Origin of the sequence: Bacillus sp. FJAT-52991 (assembly GCF_037201805.1) — a bacterium.
GTDB lineage: Bacteria > Bacillota > Bacilli > Bacillales > Domibacillaceae > Bacillus_CE > Bacillus_CE kandeliae.
The window spans coordinates 187,427-213,264 of record NZ_CP147404.1 but is presented as its reverse complement, the minus strand read 5'-3'; the positions used below and the strand labels follow the sequence as shown (position 1 = coordinate 213,264).

Annotated in this window: 27 protein-coding genes; 9 read left to right on the top strand and 18 right to left on the bottom strand. The window is 35.2% G+C overall.

Features of this window, described 5'->3' with window-relative positions; all coding sequences use genetic code 11:
* The first annotated feature begins 73 nt into the window (after positions 1 to 73).
* Positions 74 to 658, top strand: coding sequence for a LysE family transporter (locus WDJ61_RS01240; protein ID WP_338752686.1), 585 nt, complete (start codon positions 74 to 76; stop codon positions 656 to 658).
* Positions 659 to 1,028: 370 nt separating this feature from the next.
* Positions 1,029 to 2,264 carry a chloride channel protein gene (locus tag WDJ61_RS01235; protein WP_338752685.1) on the top strand — a complete coding sequence of 412 codons (1,236 nt, stop codon included), beginning with the start codon at positions 1,029 to 1,031 and terminating at the stop codon, positions 2,262 to 2,264.
* Between the two features lie 345 nt (positions 2,265 to 2,609).
* On the opposite strand, the gene WDJ61_RS01230 is transcribed toward WDJ61_RS01235, so the two are convergent.
* From WDJ61_RS01230 to istA, 3 genes are all read right to left on the bottom strand, one after another.
* Complete coding sequence (locus WDJ61_RS01230; protein WP_338754649.1) at positions 2,610 to 3,236, bottom strand: undecaprenyl-diphosphatase; 627 nt, start codon at positions 3,234 to 3,236, stop codon at positions 2,610 to 2,612.
* A gap of 413 nt (positions 3,237 to 3,649) precedes the next feature.
* On the bottom strand, positions 3,650 to 4,423 hold the full coding sequence (istB, locus tag WDJ61_RS01225; RefSeq protein WP_338752684.1) for an IS21-like element helper ATPase IstB: 774 nt from the start codon (positions 4,421 to 4,423) through the stop codon (positions 3,650 to 3,652).
* A 2-nt stretch (positions 4,424 to 4,425) separates the two neighbouring features.
* A complete protein-coding gene (istA, locus tag WDJ61_RS01220) occupies positions 4,426 to 5,676 on the bottom strand; it encodes an IS21 family transposase (protein ID WP_413789039.1) in 1,251 nt (416 codons plus the stop codon).
* A gap of 117 nt (positions 5,677 to 5,793) precedes the next feature.
* Between istA and WDJ61_RS01215 the strand changes: the two genes are divergently transcribed.
* Complete coding sequence (locus WDJ61_RS01215; protein ID WP_338752682.1) at positions 5,794 to 6,210, top strand: DUF3574 domain-containing protein; 417 nt, start codon at positions 5,794 to 5,796, stop codon at positions 6,208 to 6,210.
* 133 nt (positions 6,211 to 6,343) lie between these two features.
* Here WDJ61_RS01215 and WDJ61_RS01210 read toward each other — a convergent pair whose 3' ends face one another.
* The 9 genes from WDJ61_RS01210 to WDJ61_RS01170 form a co-directional block, all read right to left on the bottom strand.
* Complete coding sequence (locus WDJ61_RS01210; RefSeq protein WP_338752681.1) at positions 6,344 to 6,826, bottom strand: SRPBCC family protein; 483 nt, start codon at positions 6,824 to 6,826, stop codon at positions 6,344 to 6,346.
* A gap of 99 nt (positions 6,827 to 6,925) precedes the next feature.
* Positions 6,926 to 7,306 (bottom strand): VOC family protein, encoded by a 381-nt coding sequence (locus WDJ61_RS01205; RefSeq protein WP_338752680.1) that lies wholly within the window; start codon positions 7,304 to 7,306, stop codon positions 6,926 to 6,928.
* A 148-nt stretch (positions 7,307 to 7,454) separates the two neighbouring features.
* Positions 7,455 to 7,820 (bottom strand): VOC family protein, encoded by a 366-nt coding sequence (locus tag WDJ61_RS01200; RefSeq protein ID WP_338752679.1) that lies wholly within the window; start codon positions 7,818 to 7,820, stop codon positions 7,455 to 7,457.
* 315 nt (positions 7,821 to 8,135) lie between these two features.
* Positions 8,136 to 9,428 carry a hypothetical protein gene (locus WDJ61_RS01195; protein ID WP_338754648.1) on the bottom strand — a complete coding sequence of 431 codons (1,293 nt, stop codon included), beginning with the start codon at positions 9,426 to 9,428 and terminating at the stop codon, positions 8,136 to 8,138.
* A gap of 267 nt (positions 9,429 to 9,695) precedes the next feature.
* Positions 9,696 to 10,268, bottom strand: a complete 573-nt coding sequence (locus WDJ61_RS01190; protein ID WP_338752678.1) for a membrane-spanning protein — start codon at positions 10,266 to 10,268, stop codon at positions 9,696 to 9,698.
* 117 nt (positions 10,269 to 10,385) lie between these two features.
* On the bottom strand, positions 10,386 to 10,697 hold the full coding sequence (locus WDJ61_RS01185) for a YfzA family protein (protein ID WP_338752677.1): 312 nt from the start codon (positions 10,695 to 10,697) through the stop codon (positions 10,386 to 10,388).
* A 27-nt stretch (positions 10,698 to 10,724) separates the two neighbouring features.
* Positions 10,725 to 11,342, bottom strand: coding sequence for an ABC-2 transporter permease (locus tag WDJ61_RS01180; RefSeq protein ID WP_338752676.1), 618 nt, complete (start codon positions 11,340 to 11,342; stop codon positions 10,725 to 10,727).
* Positions 11,335 to 12,201, bottom strand: a complete 867-nt coding sequence (locus WDJ61_RS01175) for an ABC transporter ATP-binding protein (protein WP_338752675.1) — start codon at positions 12,199 to 12,201, stop codon at positions 11,335 to 11,337. The genes WDJ61_RS01180 and WDJ61_RS01175 overlap by 8 nt, the downstream gene beginning before the upstream one ends.
* Positions 12,189 to 12,578, bottom strand: a complete 390-nt coding sequence (locus WDJ61_RS01170; RefSeq protein ID WP_338752674.1) for a GntR family transcriptional regulator — start codon at positions 12,576 to 12,578, stop codon at positions 12,189 to 12,191. Before WDJ61_RS01170 ends, WDJ61_RS01175 begins: the two co-directional genes overlap by 13 nt.
* A gap of 159 nt (positions 12,579 to 12,737) precedes the next feature.
* Between WDJ61_RS01170 and WDJ61_RS01165 the strand changes: the two genes are divergently transcribed.
* The 5 genes from WDJ61_RS01165 to WDJ61_RS01140 all read left to right on the top strand — a co-directional run bounded on the left by WDJ61_RS01165 (position 12,738) and on the right by WDJ61_RS01140 (position 15,865).
* Complete coding sequence (locus WDJ61_RS01165; RefSeq protein ID WP_338752673.1) at positions 12,738 to 12,896, top strand: hypothetical protein; 159 nt, start codon at positions 12,738 to 12,740, stop codon at positions 12,894 to 12,896.
* A 227-nt stretch (positions 12,897 to 13,123) separates the two neighbouring features.
* Entirely contained in the window at positions 13,124 to 14,041 is a 918-nt protein-coding gene (locus WDJ61_RS01155; protein ID WP_338754646.1) for an ABC transporter ATP-binding protein, read from the top strand.
* Complete coding sequence (locus tag WDJ61_RS01150; RefSeq protein ID WP_338752672.1) at positions 14,038 to 14,790, top strand: ABC transporter permease; 753 nt, start codon at positions 14,038 to 14,040, stop codon at positions 14,788 to 14,790. The genes WDJ61_RS01155 and WDJ61_RS01150 overlap by 4 nt, the downstream gene beginning before the upstream one ends.
* 18 nt (positions 14,791 to 14,808) lie before the next feature.
* The gene (locus WDJ61_RS01145) at positions 14,809 to 15,546 is read left to right on the top strand and encodes an ABC transporter permease (RefSeq protein ID WP_338752671.1); all 738 of its coding nucleotides are present in this window, start codon (positions 14,809 to 14,811) and stop codon (positions 15,544 to 15,546) included.
* A gap of 34 nt (positions 15,547 to 15,580) precedes the next feature.
* A complete protein-coding gene (locus tag WDJ61_RS01140; protein ID WP_338752670.1) occupies positions 15,581 to 15,865 on the top strand; it encodes a hypothetical protein in 285 nt (94 codons plus the stop codon).
* 109 nt (positions 15,866 to 15,974) lie between these two features.
* On the opposite strand, the gene WDJ61_RS01135 is transcribed toward WDJ61_RS01140, so the two are convergent.
* From WDJ61_RS01135 to WDJ61_RS01110, 6 genes are all read right to left on the bottom strand, one after another.
* Positions 15,975 to 17,087: a HAMP domain-containing sensor histidine kinase gene (locus WDJ61_RS01135; RefSeq protein WP_338752669.1), complete on the bottom strand. Its 1,113-nt coding sequence runs from the start codon at positions 17,085 to 17,087 to the stop codon at positions 15,975 to 15,977.
* Positions 17,084 to 17,860: a response regulator transcription factor gene (locus WDJ61_RS01130; protein WP_338752668.1), complete on the bottom strand. Its 777-nt coding sequence runs from the start codon at positions 17,858 to 17,860 to the stop codon at positions 17,084 to 17,086. The genes WDJ61_RS01135 and WDJ61_RS01130 overlap by 4 nt, the downstream gene beginning before the upstream one ends.
* A 243-nt stretch (positions 17,861 to 18,103) precedes the next feature.
* Positions 18,104 to 18,862 carry an ABC transporter ATP-binding protein gene (locus WDJ61_RS01125; protein ID WP_338752667.1) on the bottom strand — a complete coding sequence of 253 codons (759 nt, stop codon included), beginning with the start codon at positions 18,860 to 18,862 and terminating at the stop codon, positions 18,104 to 18,106.
* 3 nt (positions 18,863 to 18,865) lie between these two features.
* The gene (locus tag WDJ61_RS01120; RefSeq protein ID WP_338752666.1) at positions 18,866 to 21,184 is read right to left on the bottom strand and encodes an ABC transporter permease; all 2,319 of its coding nucleotides are present in this window, start codon (positions 21,182 to 21,184) and stop codon (positions 18,866 to 18,868) included.
* Positions 21,169 to 21,837, bottom strand: coding sequence for a TetR/AcrR family transcriptional regulator (locus WDJ61_RS01115; protein ID WP_338752665.1), 669 nt, complete (start codon positions 21,835 to 21,837; stop codon positions 21,169 to 21,171). Before WDJ61_RS01115 ends, WDJ61_RS01120 begins: the two co-directional genes overlap by 16 nt.
* 210 nt (positions 21,838 to 22,047) lie before the next feature.
* The gene (locus WDJ61_RS01110) at positions 22,048 to 23,433 is read right to left on the bottom strand and encodes a sigma-54 interaction domain-containing protein (RefSeq protein WP_338752664.1); all 1,386 of its coding nucleotides are present in this window, start codon (positions 23,431 to 23,433) and stop codon (positions 22,048 to 22,050) included.
* A 681-nt stretch (positions 23,434 to 24,114) separates the two neighbouring features.
* Between WDJ61_RS01110 and WDJ61_RS01105 the strand changes: the two genes are divergently transcribed.
* Positions 24,115 to 25,503 carry an amino acid permease gene (locus tag WDJ61_RS01105; protein WP_338752663.1) on the top strand — a complete coding sequence of 463 codons (1,389 nt, stop codon included), beginning with the start codon at positions 24,115 to 24,117 and terminating at the stop codon, positions 25,501 to 25,503.
* The last annotated feature ends 335 nt before the right edge of the window (positions 25,504 to 25,838 follow it).

The window sequence follows — 25,838 nt, the reverse complement described above, 5'->3', positions numbered from 1 at the left end:
GTATAATAAATAGCACGAACGTTATATTGTTTATTTCGGACATTATAACATACACCTTAAAAGGAGGTACAAAATGCCTTTATCTTCATTTTTGTTGTTTGTTTTTATTACCAGTTTTACCCCTGGGCCCAACAACATCATGGCAATGGCATTGGCGAATAAACATGGATTTAAAAAAACACTTACCTTTTCTTTAGGAGTAAGTATCGGATTTTTTGTTATCACATTATTATGCAGTGTTTTTAATATCCTGCTTATAAGTGTTATGCCCATCATTGAATTCCCTTTAACCATCTTCGGTGTAGGTTATATGTTATATTTGGCTTTTAAAGTTCTTACCAGTAAAGATATAGATGATGGAAATGATGAAAGCAACAGAAATTTTTTCTTCATCGGGACCTTGTTACAATTTGTTAATCCAAAAGGCATTCTTTTTGGGATTACAGTCGTAGCAACCTTCATTCTTCCTTATTACACCTCTTATTTCAGCTACCTTCTTTTCTCATTATTTTTAGGCATAGTCGGTTTTATGAGCACATTTAGTTGGAGCTTATTCGGTTCGATTTTTCAAAAGTTCTTATTGCAATACCGAAAGCCGTTTAATCTAATTATAGCCATTTTATTGGTCTATAGTGCTGTATCTATTTTGATCAAATAGAAATAAGCAGCAGGACGGTGTTATATGAAAAGAAAAAGGTGACTCCATTTGGTCTGTTGGGTCACCTTTTTATGGAACAAAACTTCAATTGTAGATTTCTTAGATAAGATAATTTTTCGTTGGATATCTATGCCAATTTAACTATAAAGATTGTGAATTTTTGTATTTAAACGAACGAAGCAAGTTAGTTGAATAAAAAATTAATTCTAGTAGTATAGATTTAAACAGGGAAATACTAGATTTTATTATAAAGTCTAGTATAGTTATTTATATCGACATTATTAAAATTATTTGTATTTCAAATGAATATAGTTACTTAATGCAACAAGAGAGAGTCTTAATATACATTTAAAAAGTGGGGAATTTTATTTTGACTGAGAAGTATTTTAAAATAATTAGATTACTTGTTTATGGCTTAATTCTAAGTGGGATAATCGGTGTTATTTCTTCTGTTTTTTTAATTTTAGTTAATGGCTTGATAGATTTTTTATGGACTGACATACCCAATACATTAAAAGAACCCTCCATTTATACATTATTATTATGTATTTTTGGTGGTATATTAATAGGATTTAGCCGGAGGAAATGGGGAAATATACCTAAAACAGCTAATGATGCTATTGTGGAATTAAAAACAACTCAAAGAATGGATTATTCATATGTATATCTCAATTTATTAATTGCTGTCTTAATTTTAATCTTTGGTGCAAGTGTAGGTCCTGAAGCAGCCCTATTAAGTTCTGTTATTGCGTTATCGATATGGCAGGGAGATAAAATGCGTTACTTGTATTTTTCCTATAACGAATGGAAAAAGGGATCTTTGTTAACTAGACTAAAAAAATTAGCTTTACCTCATAACTACCTTATTCCCTATAATCCTGATCGGGCTCCTATAGAGAAAAAACTGCTTGTATTTAAGAAAGTATTATATATGTTATTTATCTGTAACGGTATAATGACCTTTATGTTTTTCATGAAAATATCAGAACAACCTCCTTTGGTGATAAAGCTAGGGGAAACTAGCTGGGGATTGGATGAAGCGATTCTTTTTATTCCTTTAGTCTTGTTTGGTATCTTGTTTAGTAAACTTTATAAACTAATAGACAAAGCAATGGAAAAATTCTTTTCTAAAATGAACAATAAAATTATTTTAAGTGCTGTTATCGGTGGTATTGGTATTGGTCTGATGTCTTTAATCGCTCCTAATCTACTTTTTTCCGGACAACTTTCTATGCAAGAATTACCTAGTTTAGTACCGACACTTTCGATTGCTACTCTAATTCTGGCTTCTGTTTTAAAACTGATTTTAATGGAGTTTTGTTTAAAGTCAGGTTGGGTTGGTGGAGATATCTTACCAGTTATATTTGCTTCTATTTTACAAGGCTATGCTATCGCGACTTTGTTTCCACAACTAGATATGCTCTTTATCGTAGCTGTTATAGGTAGCAGTGCTTCGATCGCTATTTTAAAGACACCTTTAGTAGTAGGACTGTTTCTAATGCTATTTTTCCCGAAAGAGTTAGCTCCAGTTATATTAACCATTGTGGTTTTATTTATTTCGTTAAGTAAAATGAGTAAAAAAGTTCCGCAAGAAATAACTGCTTAATTTTATTTGGAGATGTTTGTGAAGAACAGTACTTAAGCTAACAGGGCTTTAGTGCAACTAAGGGTTTCAAAAATAATCAAATTTTTTCTGCCACATTATAAGAGCATGTTTTGATCAATCTTTTTTCAAAACATGCTCTTTAAGTTTGTTCTTATATCAAGGTTAATATCATTAATTAAATCAAGTTTTATCACAAAGCTACATCGTGATGTGGAAGTCTTACAGCCCGGTCATGTGGGATAAACAGTTAGACTTTATTTCAAACCCACAAATCTTGATGAGTAACAATAAAGTCGTTTAAAAACGAGACTATGTGTAGCTAACGCGCCCGATGGTTGAATCAATCTAAACGTTTTTTGACTTGCTTGCCTTTGTTCTTTTGAACGGAGGAAGCAGCATGTTTTCATATTTTTCATAAATTTTTATAGCGTTTTGAGTAACACTTAGTTTAGGAACTGTTAAATAGATAAAAGTTGCGGATGCTAGACTTATTAACATTCCTGCTAAAACATCAAAGGGATAATGAACCCCAACCCATATACGGGAGACTCCCACGAGAGCAGCTAACAATACCCATAAAATTGACCAGCCTCTCTTAAAGAGCCAGAATGAAATACCATATGAGAAGAATAAAATTGTATGGTCGCTTGGAAAAGAATTGTCTTTTTCTTTATCTATCAATTGATTAACCTCTGTCAATTCAACAAAAGGTTGATAATTCGAGTGAAATAATCCCGAAACCTTCCCTATCGTAAAGGCGCAAAGAAAAGCGATCGATGCACAAAGAATCATCATTCTATTGTCCGTCTCTCTTGTAAACCAAATAAAAAGAACACTTAGTGCAAGTAAAACAACCATATATTCAGCAATAAAACTAAATGTAGGATTCAAAAAAGGATATTCTTTCCCTAGGTCATTAATCAGCCTAAACAATGAAATATTAACTTCTGAAATATCCAACCCCAACACCATCCAATCTCTTTTTAGAACATAATAAAAGAGAATTAGATGATCTACCATCGATTCAAATAACATTATTTCGGATTCATATGACATCTTTGTAAGGCTGGTGTCACGTCACTTATGTAAATTAATATCAATGGAAGTTACCCTTCATTAATCCATTTTCCAACTTCAGATGTTCCTCTTCATTTGAACATCGCGACTTTTTTCAAACCCACAATGTATGTTCGATGTAAAAAATATAAAGCAAATTTATTCTCCTAAATTCTATTAAATTAAATATAATAGTAAGTAGAATACTCACCCTTGTTTTGACAGCAAATCAGTCAAATAAAAAGGAGTGGTAAGCTTGAAACAGAAAAAGATGTTGTATTGTGTCAATACCGGCGTAAAATTCCCCAAAAATGCCGGAATAAAAATCCTCACTTTTCCGATTCTATCGCTGGAGGAGTTGGGAAGATCCCAGCTTTTTTCTTTTCCTCCATGCGATATGAATCACCTTTAATATTAAACGTAACGGAGTGATGGAGGAGACGGTCCAGAATCGCCGTCGCCAGTACATCATCACCGAAAGTTTTTCCCCATTCTACATAGGATTTATTCGATGTAATGATCATCGCACCTTTTTCATAACGCTTTGAAACCACTTGAAAAAATAGATTAGCTGTTAAAGTATCAAACGAAAAATAGCCGACCTCATCCAGAATAATTAAGTCCGGTTTACAGAGACGATTGATTAAGTAATTCATCGTTCCTTTTTTAGCTGCTTTTTGGCATTGTTCACCTAAGTCATCCGCTGTCATAAATAACACATGATAGCCTTTTGCGAGTGCTTCTAAGCCAAAACCAATGGCTAAATGGGTTTTCCCGACACCTGGCGGTCCTAAGATCAAGCGATTTTCCCCATTCGCAATAAAGCGACATGTGAGCGTTTCTTTTACGCGTTGCTCGCTAATACTTGGTTGAAAGCTAAAATCAAAATCATGAATCGTTTTGCTATAGGGAAATCTTGCTTTTTGTATGCGCTTTGTGAGTGCTTGAGCTTCTCGCTGCTCCCATTCTTGCTTCACAAGCGTGTCAAGAAAGTCAAAATATGATACATTATTGGCAGAAGCACTTTCAACTAATGAATCTAGTTGATGTGCCGTTTGCTGCCAACCTAACACTTTTAAGCGTTCTTCGAGTAATGAGTACACAATTAATCACCTTCCTCGAGGGCAGCGTATTCAGCCAATGATCGATGGACGACATTGGATGTTGGAGTAGGAGAATCTGGGGTCGCCAAACCATTTAGATTCATTTCCTGCTCTTTTTTTGTTCCAGGTAAACCACTGTAATGGCTACTTTCTAGCGTCATTTGACGCTTTCCATCGATCACTGGATGTGTGGCTATACACTCGTGTTCATCATAAATTTCTAGTATGGCTTCATCGTTTTCCCGAATCTTTAAACGCTGTCCGACAAATCGATAAGGGACAGAATATTGATTCCCTTTATATGAAATCAAGCAATCCTTACTCACTTCCCGGAGTTCCCATTGTTGAATAGGGTATAAAGGTTTTATATTCCACGCAAGTAATAATCCTCGCTCTTCCTCAAATCGTTCATTCGGTGTTTGTTGCGTAGTTTGGTTTCTTTTTTTATGGACAACCTCATCTAGCCATTTTCGTACTTCATAATTCAGTTCTTCTAATGTTTCAGGTAGACGACGCTTCAAAAAATTCGTTTTTAAATAAGCAACTGCTCGTTCTACTTTTCCTTTTGTTTGAGCCCTGTAGGGCTTACAGGCTTTAGGGATAATCCCGTAGTAGTTGAGGAAATCCTCGAATTTTTTGTTGAAACGAATTTGCTTCAAGCTATGTTTGGTGACCACAGTACGCATATTATCGTAAAGCAACTGTTGCGGCATCCCATAAAAATAACTAAAAGCGTTCATATGACATTTCATCAAGGTTTCTTGTGTCATATCGGTTGTAAATTCAATATAGCGTTTACGGGAATAACTTAAGATCATGATGAAGGCATAAAGCGATCGTTTTTCCCCATTAACCATAAATTCACCAATATCTTCTGCCCAATCCACTTGCGCTTGTCGTCCTGGAGCTGTTTCAAACCGCACGGTTGCTTGTTTCTTGGGGGCTTCTCGGTACGGTTGAACAAAATCTCGAAGGATCGTACTTTTGCCTTGATACCCCATCGCACGAATTTCCTCAATCAGTACAGCACAATTGGTCGTGCCTTCTTTGATACGTTCCAACAAATAAGGCTTGTATGGATCTAGTTTGCTTGGTCGCTTGGCACGCGGCTTTGATTGAGGTGAACTTTCAGCATTGATATAATTCCTCACCGTTTTTCGATCAAATCCAGTTTCCCTGGCGATAGCACTTATGGCCCAGCCTTTCTGTTTCAATTCTCGAATCATCAAAAAATCCTCCAACAATAACGTCATTCCTACACTTCCAATCTATCTCTAATCGAAATAGATTATCTGTGATAACTGGGGAATTTTAAACCGTTATTATTGAGGATTTTAACACCGGTATTCACATATTGGTTTTTATCTATTGTGTTGGTTGCTTTTTTAGGGCATACAGTGTATGCTGCAGAACAAAAAGAATCATTGAAGGTTCAAGAATCGAATGCTTTAAAAGGACAATCTCATCTTGATAATGTCGTAAAAATTTACGTACCATCGACCTATGATATAGTTCAACCTATCGATAATACTCCGTATGTTAACAAGTCCCTAGAGACATTCTCTAATATGTTTGGGGGAGCTACTGCGATTGAGGGAACAGGAGCCTGGGTAGGAGATAATGATCAGCTTATTAAGGAAAAAGTCACGATTGTATATAGTTTTGCAGAAAAGTTAAATAAGAAGAAAATTAATGAAGTCGTAGCATATGCTAAATCTCTAAAAAAAGAGATGAAGCAATCATCAATATCCCTTGAAGTAAACGGGAAGATGTATTTCATTGAATAACTGTTTAAAGAAGCTTGGAGATCTTGTATCTTCAGGCTTCTTTATTACTGTATACTGCCCCATTAAAGTGCTCGTTTGTTGAATAAGAAACGTGCTTTACTCCTTATTGAAGCAAAGCACTCACTGATGGAATTTATTGATTTTCAATTATTTTTGCTGTAGCTTGAACATATTTCTCGTACCATTTTTTCCATTCGTCTTCTCTAGAAAAGGTCCTACCATCCAGTAATGCATTAATAACATCCAAACATACATGCCAGCCAGCAAGATCCTTCGGAGTGTGATTGGTGATTGTTTTTATCTTTTCTATCAAGACTAGGCGGCAGCCCTCCGGCTCTAGATACAGCTCGAATCGAACATTATCTTCGCCCCAAGTGTATTCTAGTACTGAATACATCTTAAGCTCTAGAATCTTCATCTCTTCAAAGGTACCATCCCGCATATCAAACTTTATGCTTGCTCCCTCACGAAGATCATCAATTCGAAGCTCAGAAAACCATTTGGACAGTTCCTCGTTTTCGGTTAACATAGACCATACCTTCTCAAGGGAATGCTTGAGATGCCGTTCAAAACGAGCTACATAACCATTCTCCACCTTTTCAATTATAGCTAACAATTATAATCCCTCCTTATCATCAAGACATTTCTCTAGGACATCCTCATTTTGATTGCTCAAATGATTTTTACCCTTGATAGCTAATTTTTCCTAATTGATTTACTTTCTTTCCATGACGGCAAAGTAATTGTTTTCATTATCAGCAAAGTTGAATACTTTACCAGAAGGCATGCTTACCATTTCTCCGAGTGTAATCTTTTTATCCGAAAAGTCTTTATACAACTGATCGAGATCTTCCGAGAAAAACATCAACGAAGGTGTATTAAGATTTAATTCAGGCTGCATTTTTGCTATGAATTCCTTGTTGTGAAGAATGATACTTGTTTCCGCTTCCTTTGTTGGAGCAATTTCAATCCATCGAAATCCTTGGCCGTTATCTTCTTCAGAAACTACAATAAACCCCGCTTTTTCTGTCCAAAATTGCACTGCCTCATCTTGGTTATTTACATACAACATAATTTGACCAACTTTATTAATCATGTACTTCACTCACTTTCTTCTTTAGTTAGTATTGATTTTTTGGCGTTTCACTGTGGTATTCATATCATCTGAACTCGCATTTTTAGCGAACAAAAAGAAGTAATACTGTTCAAAAAAAGTTAGAACTGTGTCAAACATGTCTAACTTTTTATGCTTCCGTATTGGCTTCAGATATTCCAAAAAGAAGTCCCTGATTATCTAAACAATAAGCAAAGTACCCCATATTAGGAATAGCAGTTTTAGGTACAACTACTTGTCCACCATTTTCAGTAACTTTTTTTAAGTATTCATCAACTGAAGGTACTTCAATAGAATTAGTAGTTCTGGTAGCACCGTCAGGAGATTTCATTAAGCCACCATCGATACCAGGTTTACCGCCCTCGCCGGTAATAATAAACCAATAATCTTGTGGTCCAGGCATCTTTTCAAACTTCCAACCAAAACTATTTGTATAAAATTCAATTGCTTCTTCAGGGTTTGGAACTTGAAATTCAAACCTTAAAACTTTACTCATTTGAATACCCCCCTTTGTTCTTTTACACCACAATTATACACGAACAAATGTTCTAAATCAACTCTATTGTCCATCAACAATTCCTTAATCTACCTTTTAATTCAGATGGTCTTCCATTACAGTAAGTGGCGGATACATACCTAAAAACCAAGCACAATCCCGCATTGCCTAACTAAAGAAGCACCAATATTATTGCCGTTGACTTTGTCCTTAGGGTAGGATATGGACAAAAAAATCACCTCTTAAGATAACATAACGATATCTCACGAGGTGATTTTTATTAAACTTTTTATATGAATACCTACTTACATTATGCTATTTTCCCTTTGGACTAGCCCCTTTTTTAATCCAAACCGCTAAGCCTACCATTCCTAGCCAACAAGAAAATGTTAAAGTAAACATTAACAGTGGTATTGATAGCCCCGGAATTGGCAACTTGCTTCTCCCAAGAATCGTTTGGAAAAGTTGAGACCACTCGACATCATAGTAAACTCCAACGAACACAATCACAACTAGCACAAAGAATTGCATACATAAATTACCGAGATTCTTCCACGTTGTATTAACGAGTATGGAAAGCTCTCTGTGCACCGGGTTAAGGCTATATACTTTCATATTATTTAGTCCATTAAGCATGTTAATCGTAAAGCTTCCAATTGTTACACTAATAATGATAAATATTGGCGAATAGAAGCCGAAGACCAATAAAAATGTACTCACTAGAAACAAATATAATGGTCTTATTTTCTTAGCAATTTTATGACCTATCAATGTAGACATTAAAAACCCAAATAAATAGGGAGCTCCTAGAATGAAAACAGCAGTGAAAATATCATAAAACGTAAAACTATAGAATATCCCTATCAGAAATAAATAGCCATTTCCTAATCCAAGTAAAAACGATAGTGCTCTGAGTTTAACAGGTAATGATTCAGAAAGCTTATGAAAAACTTGTCCTCTTATCAGGCCCACAAGCATAAAAATAACAAGGACCACAGATATAAAAAAGATAAATAAAATGATTTGGTCATTATTTATATTACGACTTGTTCGTAGCAAAATAACGAGGACAGAAAACAAGAGAAACCTTCCAAACGCCCTCATAATTGGGAGGGTAGACATTTCTTTGACTCTATCTATTGAGGGCAATTTTTTTATAGCGAAAAGGATACTTGTTAAGCAAATCCCGTATATCAAAGTTAGTAACGGTAAGCTCACTAATTTAATTGCTAAAAGAAATGTAATTAGCAAGATAAAAACAATAAAAATAATGATTGTTTGATGATTTTTATTGAATATTTTTCCGCCACTTTCTACATATCGAAATAATAAAGTGCTCGTCATTGAAAAAATAGTACTAACTGAAAAGCCAGAAACTAATGCACTTCCTTCAAGCCATATGGAATGATCCCCAAAAAACACAAGACTAATTATCGATACTATTGTAATAGAAACAGTCCAATATAAAGCTCGCTGAATGCCAACCTTACTAACGATAGGTATCCAAATAAAAACTCCTGTTATATATGTTGTATAGTACAAGATAGAGGGCCAATACCCTTCAAATCCCTCTGCTATTTGTAATCCATATACAATGTAAAAAAGCATTGGTGCAAAGATGGTCGTTAATAGCAGGCTATACGTAAGAATACTTTGAATCACATACCATCTTCCTTTATTAATATGTACCATAAAACACCTCCCGAAAATTGAAATTCCAACTATTTTTAAATATTTTATCTTAAATTATGGTATTGAGGAACAGTGAATTTCTTAACTGGCTGGTGATTCGGTGCTACCTCATTTACCATTCTTTAATCAAAAGGGAGCTATCTTAATGTACATTCTTCTAAGATAGCTCCCTAATTTATTCACTTACCTGTTGCCCAACAGGTTTTGGTCATTTATCTGTTTGCGAAACACGGCACAGATGGCTATGATCAACCCTCCTGCCATACTTGATAGCAAATCTGTCATCGTATCTTTATTGTCATCGCTTTCCAATATACCCATAACCGTTCCGATAAATTCCACACTCTCCCAAAGCACACTAAAAGTCACAGCAAATGTAAAAACAAATAGAAAAATAAGCCAGCTAGAAATATCTCTTTCTGCCGGTTCAGGGATAAACATCTTGTACAGGGTCACAGCAACAAAGGCCATGAAGACACTTCCGAAAAAATGAAGAATGGTATCCCACCAGGAAAAACGATCATAAAAACGCAGAATGGCCCCCAAAAAGAATGCACTGAATAGTAGAGCATAATAACTGACGATCAGCGGCAAACTGAAAGGAATTCTTTTGAAAAATAAAAGTAACATAGGCAGCATACCAATCAAAACTCTGCCTAGCGTATCTGACCATTTAGAGGAATCTCCATTTAACTGAGCAGAAACCATTAAGACAGCAAAAGTTATACTTAAAATCACTATCGCTTTCTTTTTCATACCATCGCCTCATTCATTTATAAAAGTTCTTATCAGTATTCCCTTACGATGCCATTTGACCATCCCTTTTTATTGTTAAATTCCCCACTTTTCCTGAAAAAATGCAGGGGATAAATTTCAATTTATGGTGTCTACAATCTTTTCTTTTTTTCTAGAAAAGAGGCCTTTTATCGCACTTGTTAATACATCTAGGAGTAACAAAATGGCAAAAAACGCCGTATATACGTTAAATTGTGGTGTGTTATATGGAGTGAACCATTCCGAAATAAACTTCGAATTACAAAGGCGTTCCAAAAGTCCCCCTTCCTTAAAGTTCGGTATCCACGAAGTAATATCAAGGACGATAAAGATTAATTGCAAAACAAGAAATGCCCCAAGGGTTTTCATCCAACCTGGTATTCGAATAGGACGACCTTTTTTTAGTGTCATTCGACCACCCACTTTCAAAATTTACTATTAGAACGCTCTGTTTTTATAGATACGAATAGATAATATCCATGATAATCCGTAGCAACTAACTGCTATAACAGCAAGGATCGAAAATAATTTCAGATCCGAAGTTTCCTTAAAAAAAGTCACTACATCAATAGCATATTTGTTTAATAAATAGGGTGTATTTTTAATCAAAAATATAATCCCAATAGATAAAAATACAAAAACTGGTACAAGTTTTTGTGCTTTAAATTTAACAAGAAACGGGATATAAAATGCAGCAATCAGCATGACTGCCAAGAATCCTAGCATGAGACTTTCTAAGGAAAACTGAAATTTCATGCCGTCTACAATGAAATATTCCCCAATCAAACAAAACGGAATGATTACTATTGTAAAAAGTAAAGTTCCAATATATTTTGAACTTATAATTTCCTTCCTAGTATACGGTAATGAGTTTAATAAAATATTCGCATTGTCTTTATCATCATATTGATGTGAGTTAATCACAAAAACGGCACTACAAATGAATATGACATAGGCTACATCCATTCCAGCCCATAAATAGGAAACGAGGAACAGGAGATAAAATGGTAAAAAAGTTTTTTGTAAAATCAAATCTTTCTTAATTAAATTAAGCATGTTGAGTCCCCTTTTTCATGAAATACATAATATCCTCTAAACTGGGTTTTTCAATCACTACTTCTTTGTTAAATAAACTTTCGATAGAATGCACATTTTCAGTCAATCCCTCGAAACCTGTGTTCGCCTTACGCACAGAAATAAATTCACGCTCCGTATCAACATCTAACAAATCCAGCGGGCCCTTAACTAAAGCATAATCCTCCGCAATGGCATAAATATCTTTTGTGAAAATATGCTTCCCATTTTGAAGAAAGGTAATATAATCGGCGATGCGGTCTAAATCTGTAGTAATATGAGATGAGAAAAAGATGGTTCTCTCTCCATCCTGCATAATATTTTGTAAAATATCTAATATTTCTCTTCTAAACACAGGATCGAGTCCAGAAGTCGGCTCATCCATAATAATGAGCTCAGCATGATGTGAAAGTGCGATGGCGAGAGAAGCTTTCATTTTCATACCTTTAGAGAACGTCTTCATTTTTTTATTTAACGGTAACTCGAAAAGATCTTTATAATATGTAAATTGTTTAGAATCCCATTGTTTATAAGCTGGTGCAATAATTTTGGTCATTTGCTTTAATGTAAGTTCATCGTAAAACACATTATCGTCATAAACGAAGCCGATTCGTTCTTTAATTTGCTTCGCATCCTTCAAATAGTTCATGCCAAATAAGGAGACGTTTCCACTATCCGGGTTTATCAGATTCATAATCATTTTGATCGTTGTCGATTTGCCTGCCCCATTCGCCCCAATAAAACCCGTAACAAATCCTTTTTTTACTTCGATTGATAAATCTTTCATTTGAAACCCTTTAAAAGATTTACTGACATTTTGGAGTTCTATTACGTTTTCCATGAATCTTCCTCCTCATATAAGATCGTGAGCATTTCTTTTAGTTCATTTAAAGGAACATTCATTTGTTTAGCATTTTGAATGGCCTCACATAGCTTTTCTTCAATTGTTTTTAATTTTTTTTCTTTCATAATTTCAAGATTTTGTTCTGCTACAAAGGAACCTTTTCCGACAATGGAATAAATAAAACCGTCTCTTTCAAGTTCTTCATAGGCTCTTTTCGTTGTAATAATACTGATTCGTAAATCTTTGGCCAACTTACGCATTGAAGGAAGAGCATCTCCTTGTTTTAAATCCCCCAGTAAGATAAGGTTTTTTATTTGGACACTAATTTGTTCATAAATAGGTTCCTTCGAATTATTCGAAATAATAATTTGCATGCAAATACCTCTTTTAAGGAATATTGTATATATACTATATTCACAATATACATGATTATATATTGTAAATCAATGCAATCTTTTTTAAAGACGAAAAAAAGGGACGCCCTCTTGTAAAGTGTAAGTACGATCAAACATGAACAAGAAGAGGTGTCCCCTATGAAACAGAATACTATGTGCCCGAATTTGATTCAAAAGTTTATTCCTGATGAAGAGCTAAAACCATTCATTGATGGAATCAGATGGTCTTATTTCTGTATCACTATTTTGATCATGACGGGAGAAGTCTGCCTAAATTTGGCTAATCAACACGCGTGATTATGAATAACACTTTTATCTTTAAATTGAATACACAATGAAAAGCTATTACCTAATTGCCAAGGTTGCGAAATGTCCATTTTTTCCTCCGCAATCATTAGTTTATTAGCGCCTATTTCCAAAACAAAGGTTGTTGATTTTATATTTATAAAAGTTAAGACCCAATTAATATAAAGTTAAGATTGTTTTTTATTTCAATTTGTATACTGTCATTGGAGGTGCTCATGATGTGCGATAACATAGTCGAAACTGTTAGTTTGTGTAAAAAGTATAAAACAACATATGCTGTAAAGGATTTAAATTTACAAGTTAAGAAAGGAGAGATTTATGGTTTTTTAGGACCTAATGGTTCGGGAAAAACTACTTCTATAAAAATGTTATTAGGATTAATAAAGGCTACATCTGGTTCGGTCACTTTATTCGGAAGACAACTAGATAATAATAGAAATCATATATTAAAAAAAGTTGGTGCTTTGGTTGAATCACCCTCGTATTACGGTCACCTAACAGGTTATGAAAATCTTAAAATTATACAACGTATGCTTAATGTATCAGAAAAACGAATCGAAGAGGTATTAAATATTGTTAGATTAACAAAGGCTAAAAATAAATTAGTTAAACAATATTCTTTAGGAATGAAACAACGACTTGGAATTGCAATAGCACTCTTAGGAAAACCTGAATTACTTATTTTGGATGAACCTACAAATGGTTTAGATCCGGCAGGCATCCATGAAATTCGTGATTTAATTAAAAGTCTCCCGGATTCTGATGGGATAACAATACTAATCTCTAGTCATTTACTTAGTGAAATTGATCAAATGGCTACACAGGTAGGAATTATTTCTGAAGGAAATCTAATTTTCCAAGATTCCATAGAAGTATTACGTAATAAGAGCGATTCACATATTAGAGTACGTGTGGATAATGCTAGTAAAGCTAAAATTATTTTGGAAAATAATTTCGATTACAACATCCAAGTGGATAATAACAGTAATTTGATTTTAAATAAAACTGATGATAAACATATTTCTTTGGTGAATAATATTTTGGTTGAGTCTAATCTTTCGGTATACAGGATTGAAGAAGTAAAGTCTTCTCTTGAAGATGTCTTTCTTAACATTATTAAGGGGGAATATTCATGAGAGAAGTCATTATAGGAGATAGGTTAAAGTTTAAACGTTCGAAGTTATTGTTGATTGCTTCAACGTTTCCCTTATTTGTTTTTCTCATGAATTTTTCAGATTTTTATTTCAGATTAGATTTTAATAGGGAAATGGCACAAGAATTACATACTAGTGATTGGTCTTTTCTTGTTATTAGTTGTCATTGGTCTATGTTCATAATGGTTCCTTTAAGTATTACCATATTTGCTTCTAAAATAGTCAATATAGAACATGAAGCGAATACTTGGAATATTCTATTATCTTTACCTATATCTAGATATTCTATATATTTATCTAAATTTATTTATTTACTTGTACTTTGTGTGTTTTCAGCTACTTGTATTGTAGGATCTATTCTCTTTATTGGTCTTTTTTTGGACTTTAATGGCCCTATACCATGGGGTTTAATTTTAAAGCAAGCCTTTTACCCCTATATTGTATCTTTTCCATTAATGGCTTTTCAGCTTTGGATATCAATGGTTTGTGAGAACCAAATGATTTCTATTTCTTTAGGGGTAATATTCACGCTTTCTGGATTTTTCCTTCAGAATATAAAATGGTTATTTTGGGTATATCCAATTTGGGGGACTCCTATCTTACCATCTGATAAATTTAACGAAGTAATTACTAATACAGATTTATCATTTTTTTTCATTATGAGTTTTATTGTCGGAATATTCTTCCTAACGAGCGGTATGATTCACTTTAGTAAGAGAGAAATGAGATAAGATAGAGGGTGAATGGGATTGATAAAGACAATGGTTTTTATTGAATATATGAAGTTAAAGCGACAATGGCTTTGGGTGGTATTAATAATAGTCCCACTTGTTAGTTGTTTGCTGGGTTATAATAATTTTTTTACTTATCAAGATATGTTAGTGCAAAAAGATGATAATGAATGGACAGAAGCATGGACACAAGCATCACTTTTTTATGGAATGATAATGTTACCTATTCTATCAGGATTTTATTGTTCTTTAAGTTGTAGAAATGAAAATTCTGGAGGGGGTTGGAAGCTAATGTTGGCATTACCTCCCTCAAGGGTAATAATCTATATAGCTAAAATGATTATTATTTTATTTCTAGTGTTATTAACGCAACTGATTTTAATATCGGAGTTTGTTATCACAGGATTATTACTTGGACTCCAAGATTCTATACCATGGTTTTTCTTATTTAAAGTGCTTGGTCTCGGGTTCTTAGCAGTTTGTGCTTTAGTGGCTATTCAACTTTGGATGACATCACAAATTAAGAGCTTTGTTACACCGATAGCAATAAATGTTGCACTTACTTTGGTAGCGTTTATAGCAGCAGGGGCTGAATGGGGGAATTTTTATCCTTGGGCACAACCCACTCTTGCTATGTCTTCACCGGATGAAGTAGGGATCAGCTCTTTATTGTTCTTTTTATCAATAAATTTAGTGATATTTAGTCTAGCAACAATTTTAGGAGTAGTTACATTTGATAAAAAAGATATTAATTAAAACTATTTTTCTTTAACTTGAAAGGGGTATAAAAATGACAAAAAAAGCTTTTGTTACTAATATCATTTTAATGATTATTGCTGTACTATCTATGTTTTGGAATTATTTTCAGGCATCTGCGGTGTATAAAATGATTACAGATGATATAGGGATAACGACAATTGATTTTAAATTGGTAACTATAGGGTTCACCGACATGAATGGTTCCATACAGAACATATATAATTATCCTGTATTTATTTTAGGTTTAATAATGATAGTAAATATCTATTTCTTTATTGTAAGTAAACGTTTTGAGGAAAACATAATAGATATTTAACGTGGTGGGATTAAAGAAGTTAGAACTTATGGAAATGCCTCGTTAGAGAGCATTTCCATAAGTTTTGTAGATATGAATGTAAATAAAACTAGGAATATACTTGGAGAAATTAGTTAAAATCCAACTTAAAACTGATATGAATAACAGTACCTTTATTTAAAGTGCTATCAACAGAAAGAGAACCTTGATGAGCTTCAATAAGTTGCTTAGCAATACTCATACCTAATCCTGTTCCTTCAGAAGGTATTTTGGTTGAAGTTCCTCTATAATATCGATTAAATAAATTTTTCCTAGTTTCGCTATTCATTCCTACACCATTATCTGAAATTTCAATTTCCAATTTATCACTTTTTTCAATTGATATCATAATTTCAGTATCATTAGGATTATGAATGATGGCATTCATTAAAAGGTTATTCATAGCGCGTCTCAGCATCTGTTCATCGAAAGTAAAGAGCACGGATCGAGTTGTATTTATCCCGATTGAAATATTTTTTTGTTTAACAATCGGAGTTTCTGTCATCTCCATGACTATGCCATAAATAAATTGAGAAATGTCTTGTTTATTCAAATTTAAAGGGAATTGTCCATGGTCAAAATGAAAAACTGTATTTAGATCTTCAATTATATTCTCCATATGGATGGCTTGTTTTCTTATTAGAGAGGTGAACTTTTGTTTTTCCTTCTCACTCCATTCGTGTTTGGTAGAAGATAACATATACGAGTATCCTTTTATGTAAGTAAGAGGAGTTTTTAAATCATGAGATACCCCGGCTGTCCACTCTTTTCTCATTTTTTCTAATTCTTTTCTTTCTAAGTCATTTCTTTTTAATATCTCCGTTAAGGTTCTAAGTTGAATAAATATATCTTGATAAACACTAAATCTTGGTTTTTTATATTGTCTATTGTTAGTTTTTTTCCTCTTTCTAATTGGTTCTTGATATACACCCTTTGATAATAATAGTATCCACTCTAATAAGTAAAAAAAATCTGAACCTATCCACCAGCCATAAAGCAAACAGAATATAACCACTGCTAGATAAGGCAGTATAGGCAATAATTTTTGATCTACAATGTATGTGGCAATATACTCATCAGAAGTGTACCAAATAATTGTATGATGAAAAAAAGTTGTAAATAGAATAATCATACATAACACAAAGATGAACAAGATAATCAAACTTCCAAGAAAATGTAGAGATAATTTTATTTTTACTTTCATATGCCCTCCAGCTTTGGAGGAATAAATTTATAACCAATGCTCCTTATATTCATAATTATTTTCGGGTTTTTGACATCTTCCTCAATTTTTTTTCTAAGACGCAAGATATGAACCATGACTGTATTTCGATCATTTAAGCCTGTTGATTGCTGCCATATCTGTTCATATAGCTGTTCAGCTGAGAACACTTGATTAGGATTCGCACAAAAAAAGGATAACAGTTCAAACTCCTTTGCAGGACACAGTACTTTTTTTCCTTTTACAAATAGTTCTCCCGTTTTCTTGGATAGGATAAGATATCCATAATTATATTCATCTAATGTTTTTTTATGTGATTGTAGATTCAAAGCTTGTCGACGCAAGTGAATTTTAATACGTGCTACTACTTCAAGCGGGTTAAATGGTTTAGTAATATAGTCATCTCCGCCTATGTTTAAACCAGTTAATTTATCAATATCTGACGTACGTGCACTTATAAATAAAATTGGAACATCACTTATTTTTCTAATTTCTTGACAAATTTGAAATCCATCTATATCTGGAAGCATAATATCTAGGACGATTAAGGAATAACGAAAATTATTTAGTTTTTCAAGTGCTTGTTTGCCAGTTGTGGCAAACTCAATTTCCATAATGCCTTCTTTTTGCAACATAATACTTAACATATCAAGTAAACCATCTTCATCATCAACTAATAATATTGGATCCATCATGTTTCTATCACCTAAATCATTATAATTTAATTTATTTATATCGATACCAGTGTTTGTCAATATGTTTTTCTTCTTCAATTGTATTATCGCATATAGTTCACTGTTATTTCCATATTATTCTTGAACAAGAGTTGTTACTTGAAGGTATATAGGGAGAAACTAACGGAATAAAAAGAATAAAATTCCTAAACTCCGGCATGATCGGATGGTCAGAGCCCTGTAGGCTTTTTATCAAAATGTTCTTCTCCTACTACATTCCCCTGCTTCATATATCAGTAAAAATTTTGATGGTGAAACACCATATTATATTCCTATTTCCTGCATTTTTGCCGTGACTTTTTTCATCCTGTCATCCATATCTATGCCACTGAATTTCTTAAATCGCATTTCGCTCACGATTTTTCCATCGCACATAAACATAATACGCTCAGTCCTAGCTGCAACCTTGGCATCGTGAGTTACAAGCACAACCGCAGCACCTTCTGTGTTAATTTCAGAAATTATGTCCATAATTTCCTGTGCGGATTTTGAGTTAAGTGCGCCAGTCGGCTCGTCACCGAAGATAATTTTAGGATTGCTAATAAGTGCGCGGCATATTCCCGCACGCTGAAGCTGTCCTCCCGAAATCTGTGTAATATCACGCTTTTCCAGTTCTGCAATACCAACCTTCTTCATAAGTACTCTTGCTTTTTCGGTAATCTTCGCAGCGCTTTTTCTGTTATCCCGCATTGAAGGAAGAATGATGTTATCAAGAATATTCAGGTTTTTAAGCAAAGTCGGCTGCTGAAAAACAAATCCCATTTTTGTTCTACGCGTGTCGGCAAGTTCCTTTTCACTAAGTGCTGATAGATCCCTGCCGTCAAAAGAAACCTTTCCGCCGTCAATGTCGTCCATTCCACTCATCGCATGCATCAGTGTCGATTTTCCTGAACCCGAAGGTCCCATAACTGAAACGAACTCTCCCTCGTTTATTTCAACGGACACGCCATCGAGAACATTATGCTTTTCATTTCCTACTCTGAAAGATTTCACTATATTTTCACCAATAATAATCTTCTTCATAATTTACTCCTTCATATTTTCAGATATTTTTATTTGTCCCACACTCGATGTGCCGATCATTGTTGCGATAAGTACTGAGCATATCATCATCAATGGACATAATAGATACGCAGGAAGTGGATTAACAATAAACTCAAACGACGACGCTCCAAACGATGAGATAACCGCGCTCGCAAGTACCTCTCCGAGAGTGTTTGCTAGAAGCGTCCCAAGAACCACTCCAACCATCAGAACAAATACCGAACGCGAAACATACTGTATTGTAATATCCGAGTTTGTAAAACCTAACGATTTCATTACGGCAATGGAGTATCTGTCCTTTGCGATAAGCATTTTCATAAACAACAGTGTAACCAATACCGTTATAATCAGCGCAATGACAATTGCAGCATTCGAGGCCTTTCCAACGGAGCTTATGGTTGAGCCGAATGTCTGTGTAATATATTCATCAATGCCCGAAATCTTTGCAAAATTGAACTCGTCCGCATATTCCGAAGTCTTTTCTCCGACAAGAGATTGATCCGAAAGCTCCGCGTAAATAACGCACCACATAATATCCGCCGAATTGTCGGGGAACACAGCCTTTGCAGTTTTGCCACCGTTAGTAATGTCGGAATAAATTCCGCATACCGTGAGATTTTTCTCCTTCCCCTCAATCACCAACGTAATAACATCACCGACCTTTTTGCCTAGCTCATCAGCGTTAATAGCTGAAAGTGCAATTTCGTCTTCTGTGACGGGTGCTCTGCCTTCGGAATATTCTACTGGGAATACTGAATGGTCGCCAAGCTCAATTTTTATTCCTTCCTCCGATCCGTCCTCCGTCTTTGCCTTAAATGTTTTGGTCGTAAGCACAGCATATTTAGATATAGATCTGTCGCGCTCCAGCGTCTTTACAATTTCCGCTGCTTTTTTAGAAATATTGTCGATCTGTTGAATGTCAATGCGCATATCACTACTTCCTATCCCCATATATGTGATGAAGCTTTTTGAGGAAATAGTGTTGTACAAGTTCTGTGGAACAATAATGATAAATGTCGAAATCACAAGCACCGCAAGCATTGTGGCGTAAAGACTTTTTCTTGCAAGAACATCTTTTACACCCAGAAAAATATTCGTGTTAAGCAGCCTGTTTCCGCTCAGGCAAAAATGTTTTGCGCCCGCGGATTTTTCCTGTGAAGTGCCAAAGCGTATTGCTTCCGCGGCTGATATTTTTCGAAAGCGTTTCAGCACTTTGTTTACATAGGAAATAATTGCAAGGAACACAATCAATATACCGATTATTCCGAAAAATAAATCGAAAGAAGAATTTTCACTTTCCCCCATATAAAGCCGTATATTTTCAAGAAGCATGCCCCTGAACATAAATGAAAGTGCCAATCCGAGAATACAGCCAGCTGCTGCAATCACCGCGTATTTCGCAAGATAAATCTTTTTTATGTCAAAAACACGTAGCCCTATAGCCTTCATAACACCTATTTCGCGGTAGTCGTCTTCGATTTTCGCAAGAAGCGTAAAGCGTATGCACATAAATGCGATAGCAACAACAAGCGCACTAACAAGAAGTATGACTGCAATCATCAACCCATCGGAAATGGCATTAAGCATTTTGAAAAGCGGATATGTAATTGTTGGTCCGTTTGCTTCAAGTCCTGCGGAAGTGTAAGCAGTTTCGAATGCGCCTATTTCAGACGAGTCCTTTAATCTGAACTCAATCAGATATTCCGTACTTCCAAAAGCCTGTATTGCCTCATAATCATTTTCGCTCACAAGAAACCTCTTTGACGAGGCAAGCAACGAATTCATCTGTGAATCGCGAAGAAATCCCGCAACGGTAAATTTCTTCCCGGCTATCACAACCTTGTCACCAATTTTTGCCGTGCCGTCCTTCATATAACCTACCGGAACATAAATCTCCCCATCCGATACATTTATAACGTTTCCGTCCAGATCAAGGAGATAATCAAATTTTTCGCTCTGTGTGCTGAAACCATTATCCTGAATACTGTCCACAAGCGATTTTCCATCAATTACAATCTGCGCACCATCAACATTGAGAAATTCAACCACCTGAAATTCATCAACCTGGCTGTTCTGCTCCGCGAAATCCGCAAGCCGTACAGTATCAATATCACCCGAATGCATCTGCATAAAATGCGGAGTCTGTGCCTGCTTCATAAGTGTATCTATCGCGCCCGAAAGATTTACGACAAGTATCGCCGAGAGAGCAACAAGCATAGCCGCGGCAGCGATAAATATTGTTGTTGTCAGTGTTATCAGTTTGCTTTTTAAAATGTCATTACGGATTATTCTGTAATACATAAGTCATCTCTGCTTTCAAGCTTATTTCCGCTATCAAACATCTTCATCATGTACATAAGACTTCCGCTTTCAACACCAAGCAGCCTTTCTACGTTGAAAATAAACGCCTTTATACGTGAAGCACGCTCTTCATTCGTCATATTAACCATATCACCATCAAAAACGGTGTTCGTATATGCGACAACCATTTCCATGCATTCATACGGATACGGCGTACTGAATAGTCCTTGCTCAATGCCCTCGCGAATTATTCCCGTCAGTATCGGTGGAACTCCGTTGATTATGACCTTTTGTATTTTCTGATGCATAAGCGCGTTCTGCGGCCTGTGAATGTGCTCCATCATTTCCTGGCTGCTTCCTCCACTTATGTTCAGTGACATGACAACGCGGATAATGCGGTCGACTACGGGTATGCTCTTGTCTGCGGCAATTTTCTGCGCCGTCTCTAAAAGACGGATACTATACCGCTCAATCAGCGCATCCATAATATCCTCCTTCGATTTGAAGTGATGATACAATGTTCCCCGCGCAATTCCTACTTTTTCGAGAATATCGTTCGTACTTGTACCATCAAAGCCCTTCTGACCGAAAAGCTCATCAGCTACGTCAAGAATTTCGTTCCTGCGTTCCTCGGCTTTTTTTGTAACTCTCATTTTTACAACTCTCCTTCACAGACCGACTGCCTGTCTATTTTATACTATGATATTAGCATACTGTGGATTTGTAATAAAGTCTTTTGAAGAAAGATTAATCAAAATGAATTCTTATCCAGCAGATTTCAATTTGGTTTTTAAAAGAAAAAACATGGTATAAAACCCTAATTTTATACCATGTTTTCAAACAACTTTATTATTCGCAGACACCTATTGCATGGGCTCTTTATATTTTTTTAGTTTACGAACGACAGATGGTTGGCTAATCCCTAAATATTCAGCCATCTCATAGGTTGATTTACAGTGTTTTTGAGCTTTAGAAATCATTAGCTTTTCCACACGTTCCATTACATCTTTTAAATTGTGGTCTTCAATGACGAATTGTTCAATGAGAGAAACCTCCTCCCCATTTATTGTTTCTTGACCAAGAATGGAAGAAGGAAGAGAATTCGGCCAGATAATAGCTTCCTCAGACGTTAAAATAAGCCGCTCAATTAAGTTTTCCAATTCACGGACATTGCCGGGCCATCTGTATTTAAGCAGGATTTCGTACGTTGAGGAGTGTAATTTTTTTGTAGTTTTATATTTCCTGTTAATTAACTCTACATAATGATTAATCAATAAAGAAATATCTTCTTTTCGATCCCGTAATGAAGGAATATGAATCGGAATTACATTTAATCTATAATATAAATCAAGACGAAATTCACCTTTTTGAACCATCTTCTCCAAGTCTTTATTGGTAGCTGCCACCAGCCTAAAATCAACACAGTGCTCTTCGTTCCCTCCTATTCTCATGAACTTTTTTTCCTGCAGCACTTTTAACAATTTTGCCTGCATAGCCAAAGGCAATTCTCCGATTTCATCCAAAAATAATGTTCCATTGTGAGCTTGTTCAATCAAACCTTGTTTTCCGTTTTTTTGAGCCCCCGTAAATGATCCAGACTCGTAACCGAACATTTCTGATTCAAATAAATTTATAGGAATCGTGCTGCAATTGACTTCAATAAACGGCTCTTTTTGGCGATTTCCATAAGTATGGAGGTTCCGAGCAAGCATACTCTTTCCAACGCCGGATTCCCCTGTCATTAAAACAGTGGCATCCGCGTTGGCCACCCGTTGCAGAGTTTTTAAGATTTGCTGCATTTCCTTGCTGCGATAATGAGTCTCTTTTTTCCCTCTCAGTTCCTCTACCTCTGTCTGGTAGCCTTTTAATTTCCTCTCTAATTGTTCATATTGATCTTGAAGATTACTAATTTCTGTTTGGTCAATGGCATAACTGATGACTCGAATAATGCCTCCGCTCTTATCAAAAATTGGGTAAGCCGTTGACATAATAATTTTGCCTCTCTTTGTATGCTGCATGATTTTGGTAGGATGTTTTTTATCAAGTACTGCTGCTGTAATAGACGGGGTAAGTACCCCTTGTTCCTGAAGTTTGAAAACAGATTCCCCGATATAATTTTTTGGTTCTGCGTCATAAATAGACCAATGATCATTGTTAGTGTATAAAATGATCCCCTTCTCGTCGGTAATTGTAATATTGTTATTAGAAGTCTGTATAATTTGTTCTAAAATAATATCTGCAATAGACATAAGAATGCTCCTTCTTCTTGCTTTTTCGACTAATCTCTCTGTTGTTTTCGCTTATAATTAAAATATAATTCAAAATTGTATCAATAATCAAGAAATGAATCAAAAAACCTCCAAATTCGATTCAAAAACGAATCACTTTTGTCACATTTACTATTAAAGTGCCGAATTTTAGGGAAATACATGTTGGCACGTATCTTGCTTATAAAATATAAGGCAATCTGCTTTAAGTTGATTTGAAAACGCTTAAATGAAAAAAGATAGAGTTTTTACCTGTGTAGTTAACACGGTCTTCTTTCTTCCAATCAAGAAGCGGGCAAATCTGTAACCTGGTCCAAAAATAACAATGAATAAACTTTGGACTGAATGTTTGTATACTTCCAGTGAGCTTTAAACCATCAATTGATGATCAAAAGGGGGCATGAGAATAAACTGGAAGATTTATCACAGAGTTGCCCTAAAAATTTTCTTAACATTACTATTATTATAAACATTAACTCTATTTATAATGGTTCGTTCAATTTTATTGACGATTAAATTAGGCGTAGGCTCGTAATTGTAGAGGGGTATTTCTATCAGAGTGCAGTGTTGCAACAAACAATATGTTAAGAGCTATCAAGCCTTTAACATATGAAATTTTGTAAAAGTGAGACAAACGTAAAAATTATAGAGTGGGTGATATGATTGGCGCATCAAAATAATGATTTAAAACACGGTCTTAAAACAAGACATGTAACAATGATTTCTATTGGCGGAGTAATCGGTGCAGGCCTGTTTGTAGGAAGCGGTACAATGGTCATGTCTGCAGGGCCTGCGGCATTAATCTCTTATATTATTGCAGGATTGTTGATCGTTCTTGTCATGAGGATGCTTGGTGAAATGGCCGTTGTAAATCCTGTTAGTGGTTCCTTTTCGGCATATGCACATCAGGCGATGGGTCCTTGGGCTGGATTTACGATTGGTTGGCTGTACTGGTTCAACTGGGTCATCATCATTACAATTGAAGCTACGTTATTAGGAGAGATGGTTAATAACTGGATACCTTCCATACCTGCTTGGATACCAAGCATAATATTCCCTATTTTAATGGCCCTTACAAATATGTTTTCAGTTAGAGTTTATGGAGAATTTGAATACTGGCTAGCCTCTATTAAAGTAGCAGCCATCATTATTTTCCTCGGTTTAGGTGTGGCCATCATTTTTGGTCTTGTTCCTGGTGTTGAAGCCCAAAGCTTGTCGTCTCTGGCTACAATGGATAACTTTTTCCCTAATGGTGTTATGCCAGTGCTCCTTGGAGTCGTCTTTATTACATTCTCACTATCTGGAAGCGAGGTTGCGGCCATTGCAGCTGGTGAATCAGAAAATCCAGAAAAAAACATCATAAGAGCAATAAACGCTGTAGTTTGGCGCCTTCTTCTTTTCTTTGTTGGATCGGTATCTGTGATTGTCATGATAATTCCACATGATTCCGAACACTTGCTCGCGACTCCTTTTGCCAGTGTATTTGATATGGCAGGCCTCCCTGCTGCAGGACAAGTAATGAATTTCGTTATTTTTATTTCCTTACTTTCTGTTTTGAATTCAGGACTTTATACGAGCTCCCGCATGGTGTATTCTTTATCGATACAAGGATCTGCTCCTAAATTCCTGTCCAAAGTCAACAAAAGAGGGATTCCAATTTGGGCATTAGTAGCAAGTTTATTTTTTTCTTATGTATTCACCCTGTTTAAATTTATCTCTCCTGATACTTTATTTGCCTTTTTGGCTAATAGTTCAGGCGGCGTAACGATTGTTATGTATATTTTTATCGCCATTTCCCATATTCGTTTGCGGAGAAACCTAGAAAAAACAAACCCAGTGGCACTTAAAATAAAAATGTGGCTATTCCCTTACTTAAGCTATGCAACTATTCTTGTATTATTTGGTGTCTTTGTCGCTCAGGCTTTTATTAGTTCGATGCGTTTGCAATTCTTCCTGACTACCATTTTGACAATTCTCGTTATAGGAACTTACTTCCTGTTTTATAATAAAAAAGAAGAAGAGGCTCCGGATCTGTTAAAAGAAGCTAAATAATAGTTAAAGAATCCCCCCTGTCACGCAAGGCAGGGGGGATTTCACAATGATTAGGCAAGGAAGCCCATCACTTTTGAGATACCTAAAATGTATTTTTAACTTGGCTTATAACATCATCAAAAGCCTTCTCCCTGTCTATTCAAAGTGTTATTAGATAACCCATCAAGATCTCTCAAAACAAGCTCACGAGCGTTCCAAGGACGATCAATAGGACCTTCTACAACTATGGCATTGGCCGTACTTGCTTTTTTAGAATATAGATCAACATCTTCCACAGAAAAGTTTAAAACAACACCCTTCCCGTTAGAACTCTTATCATTTTGTTCGGATTTTGA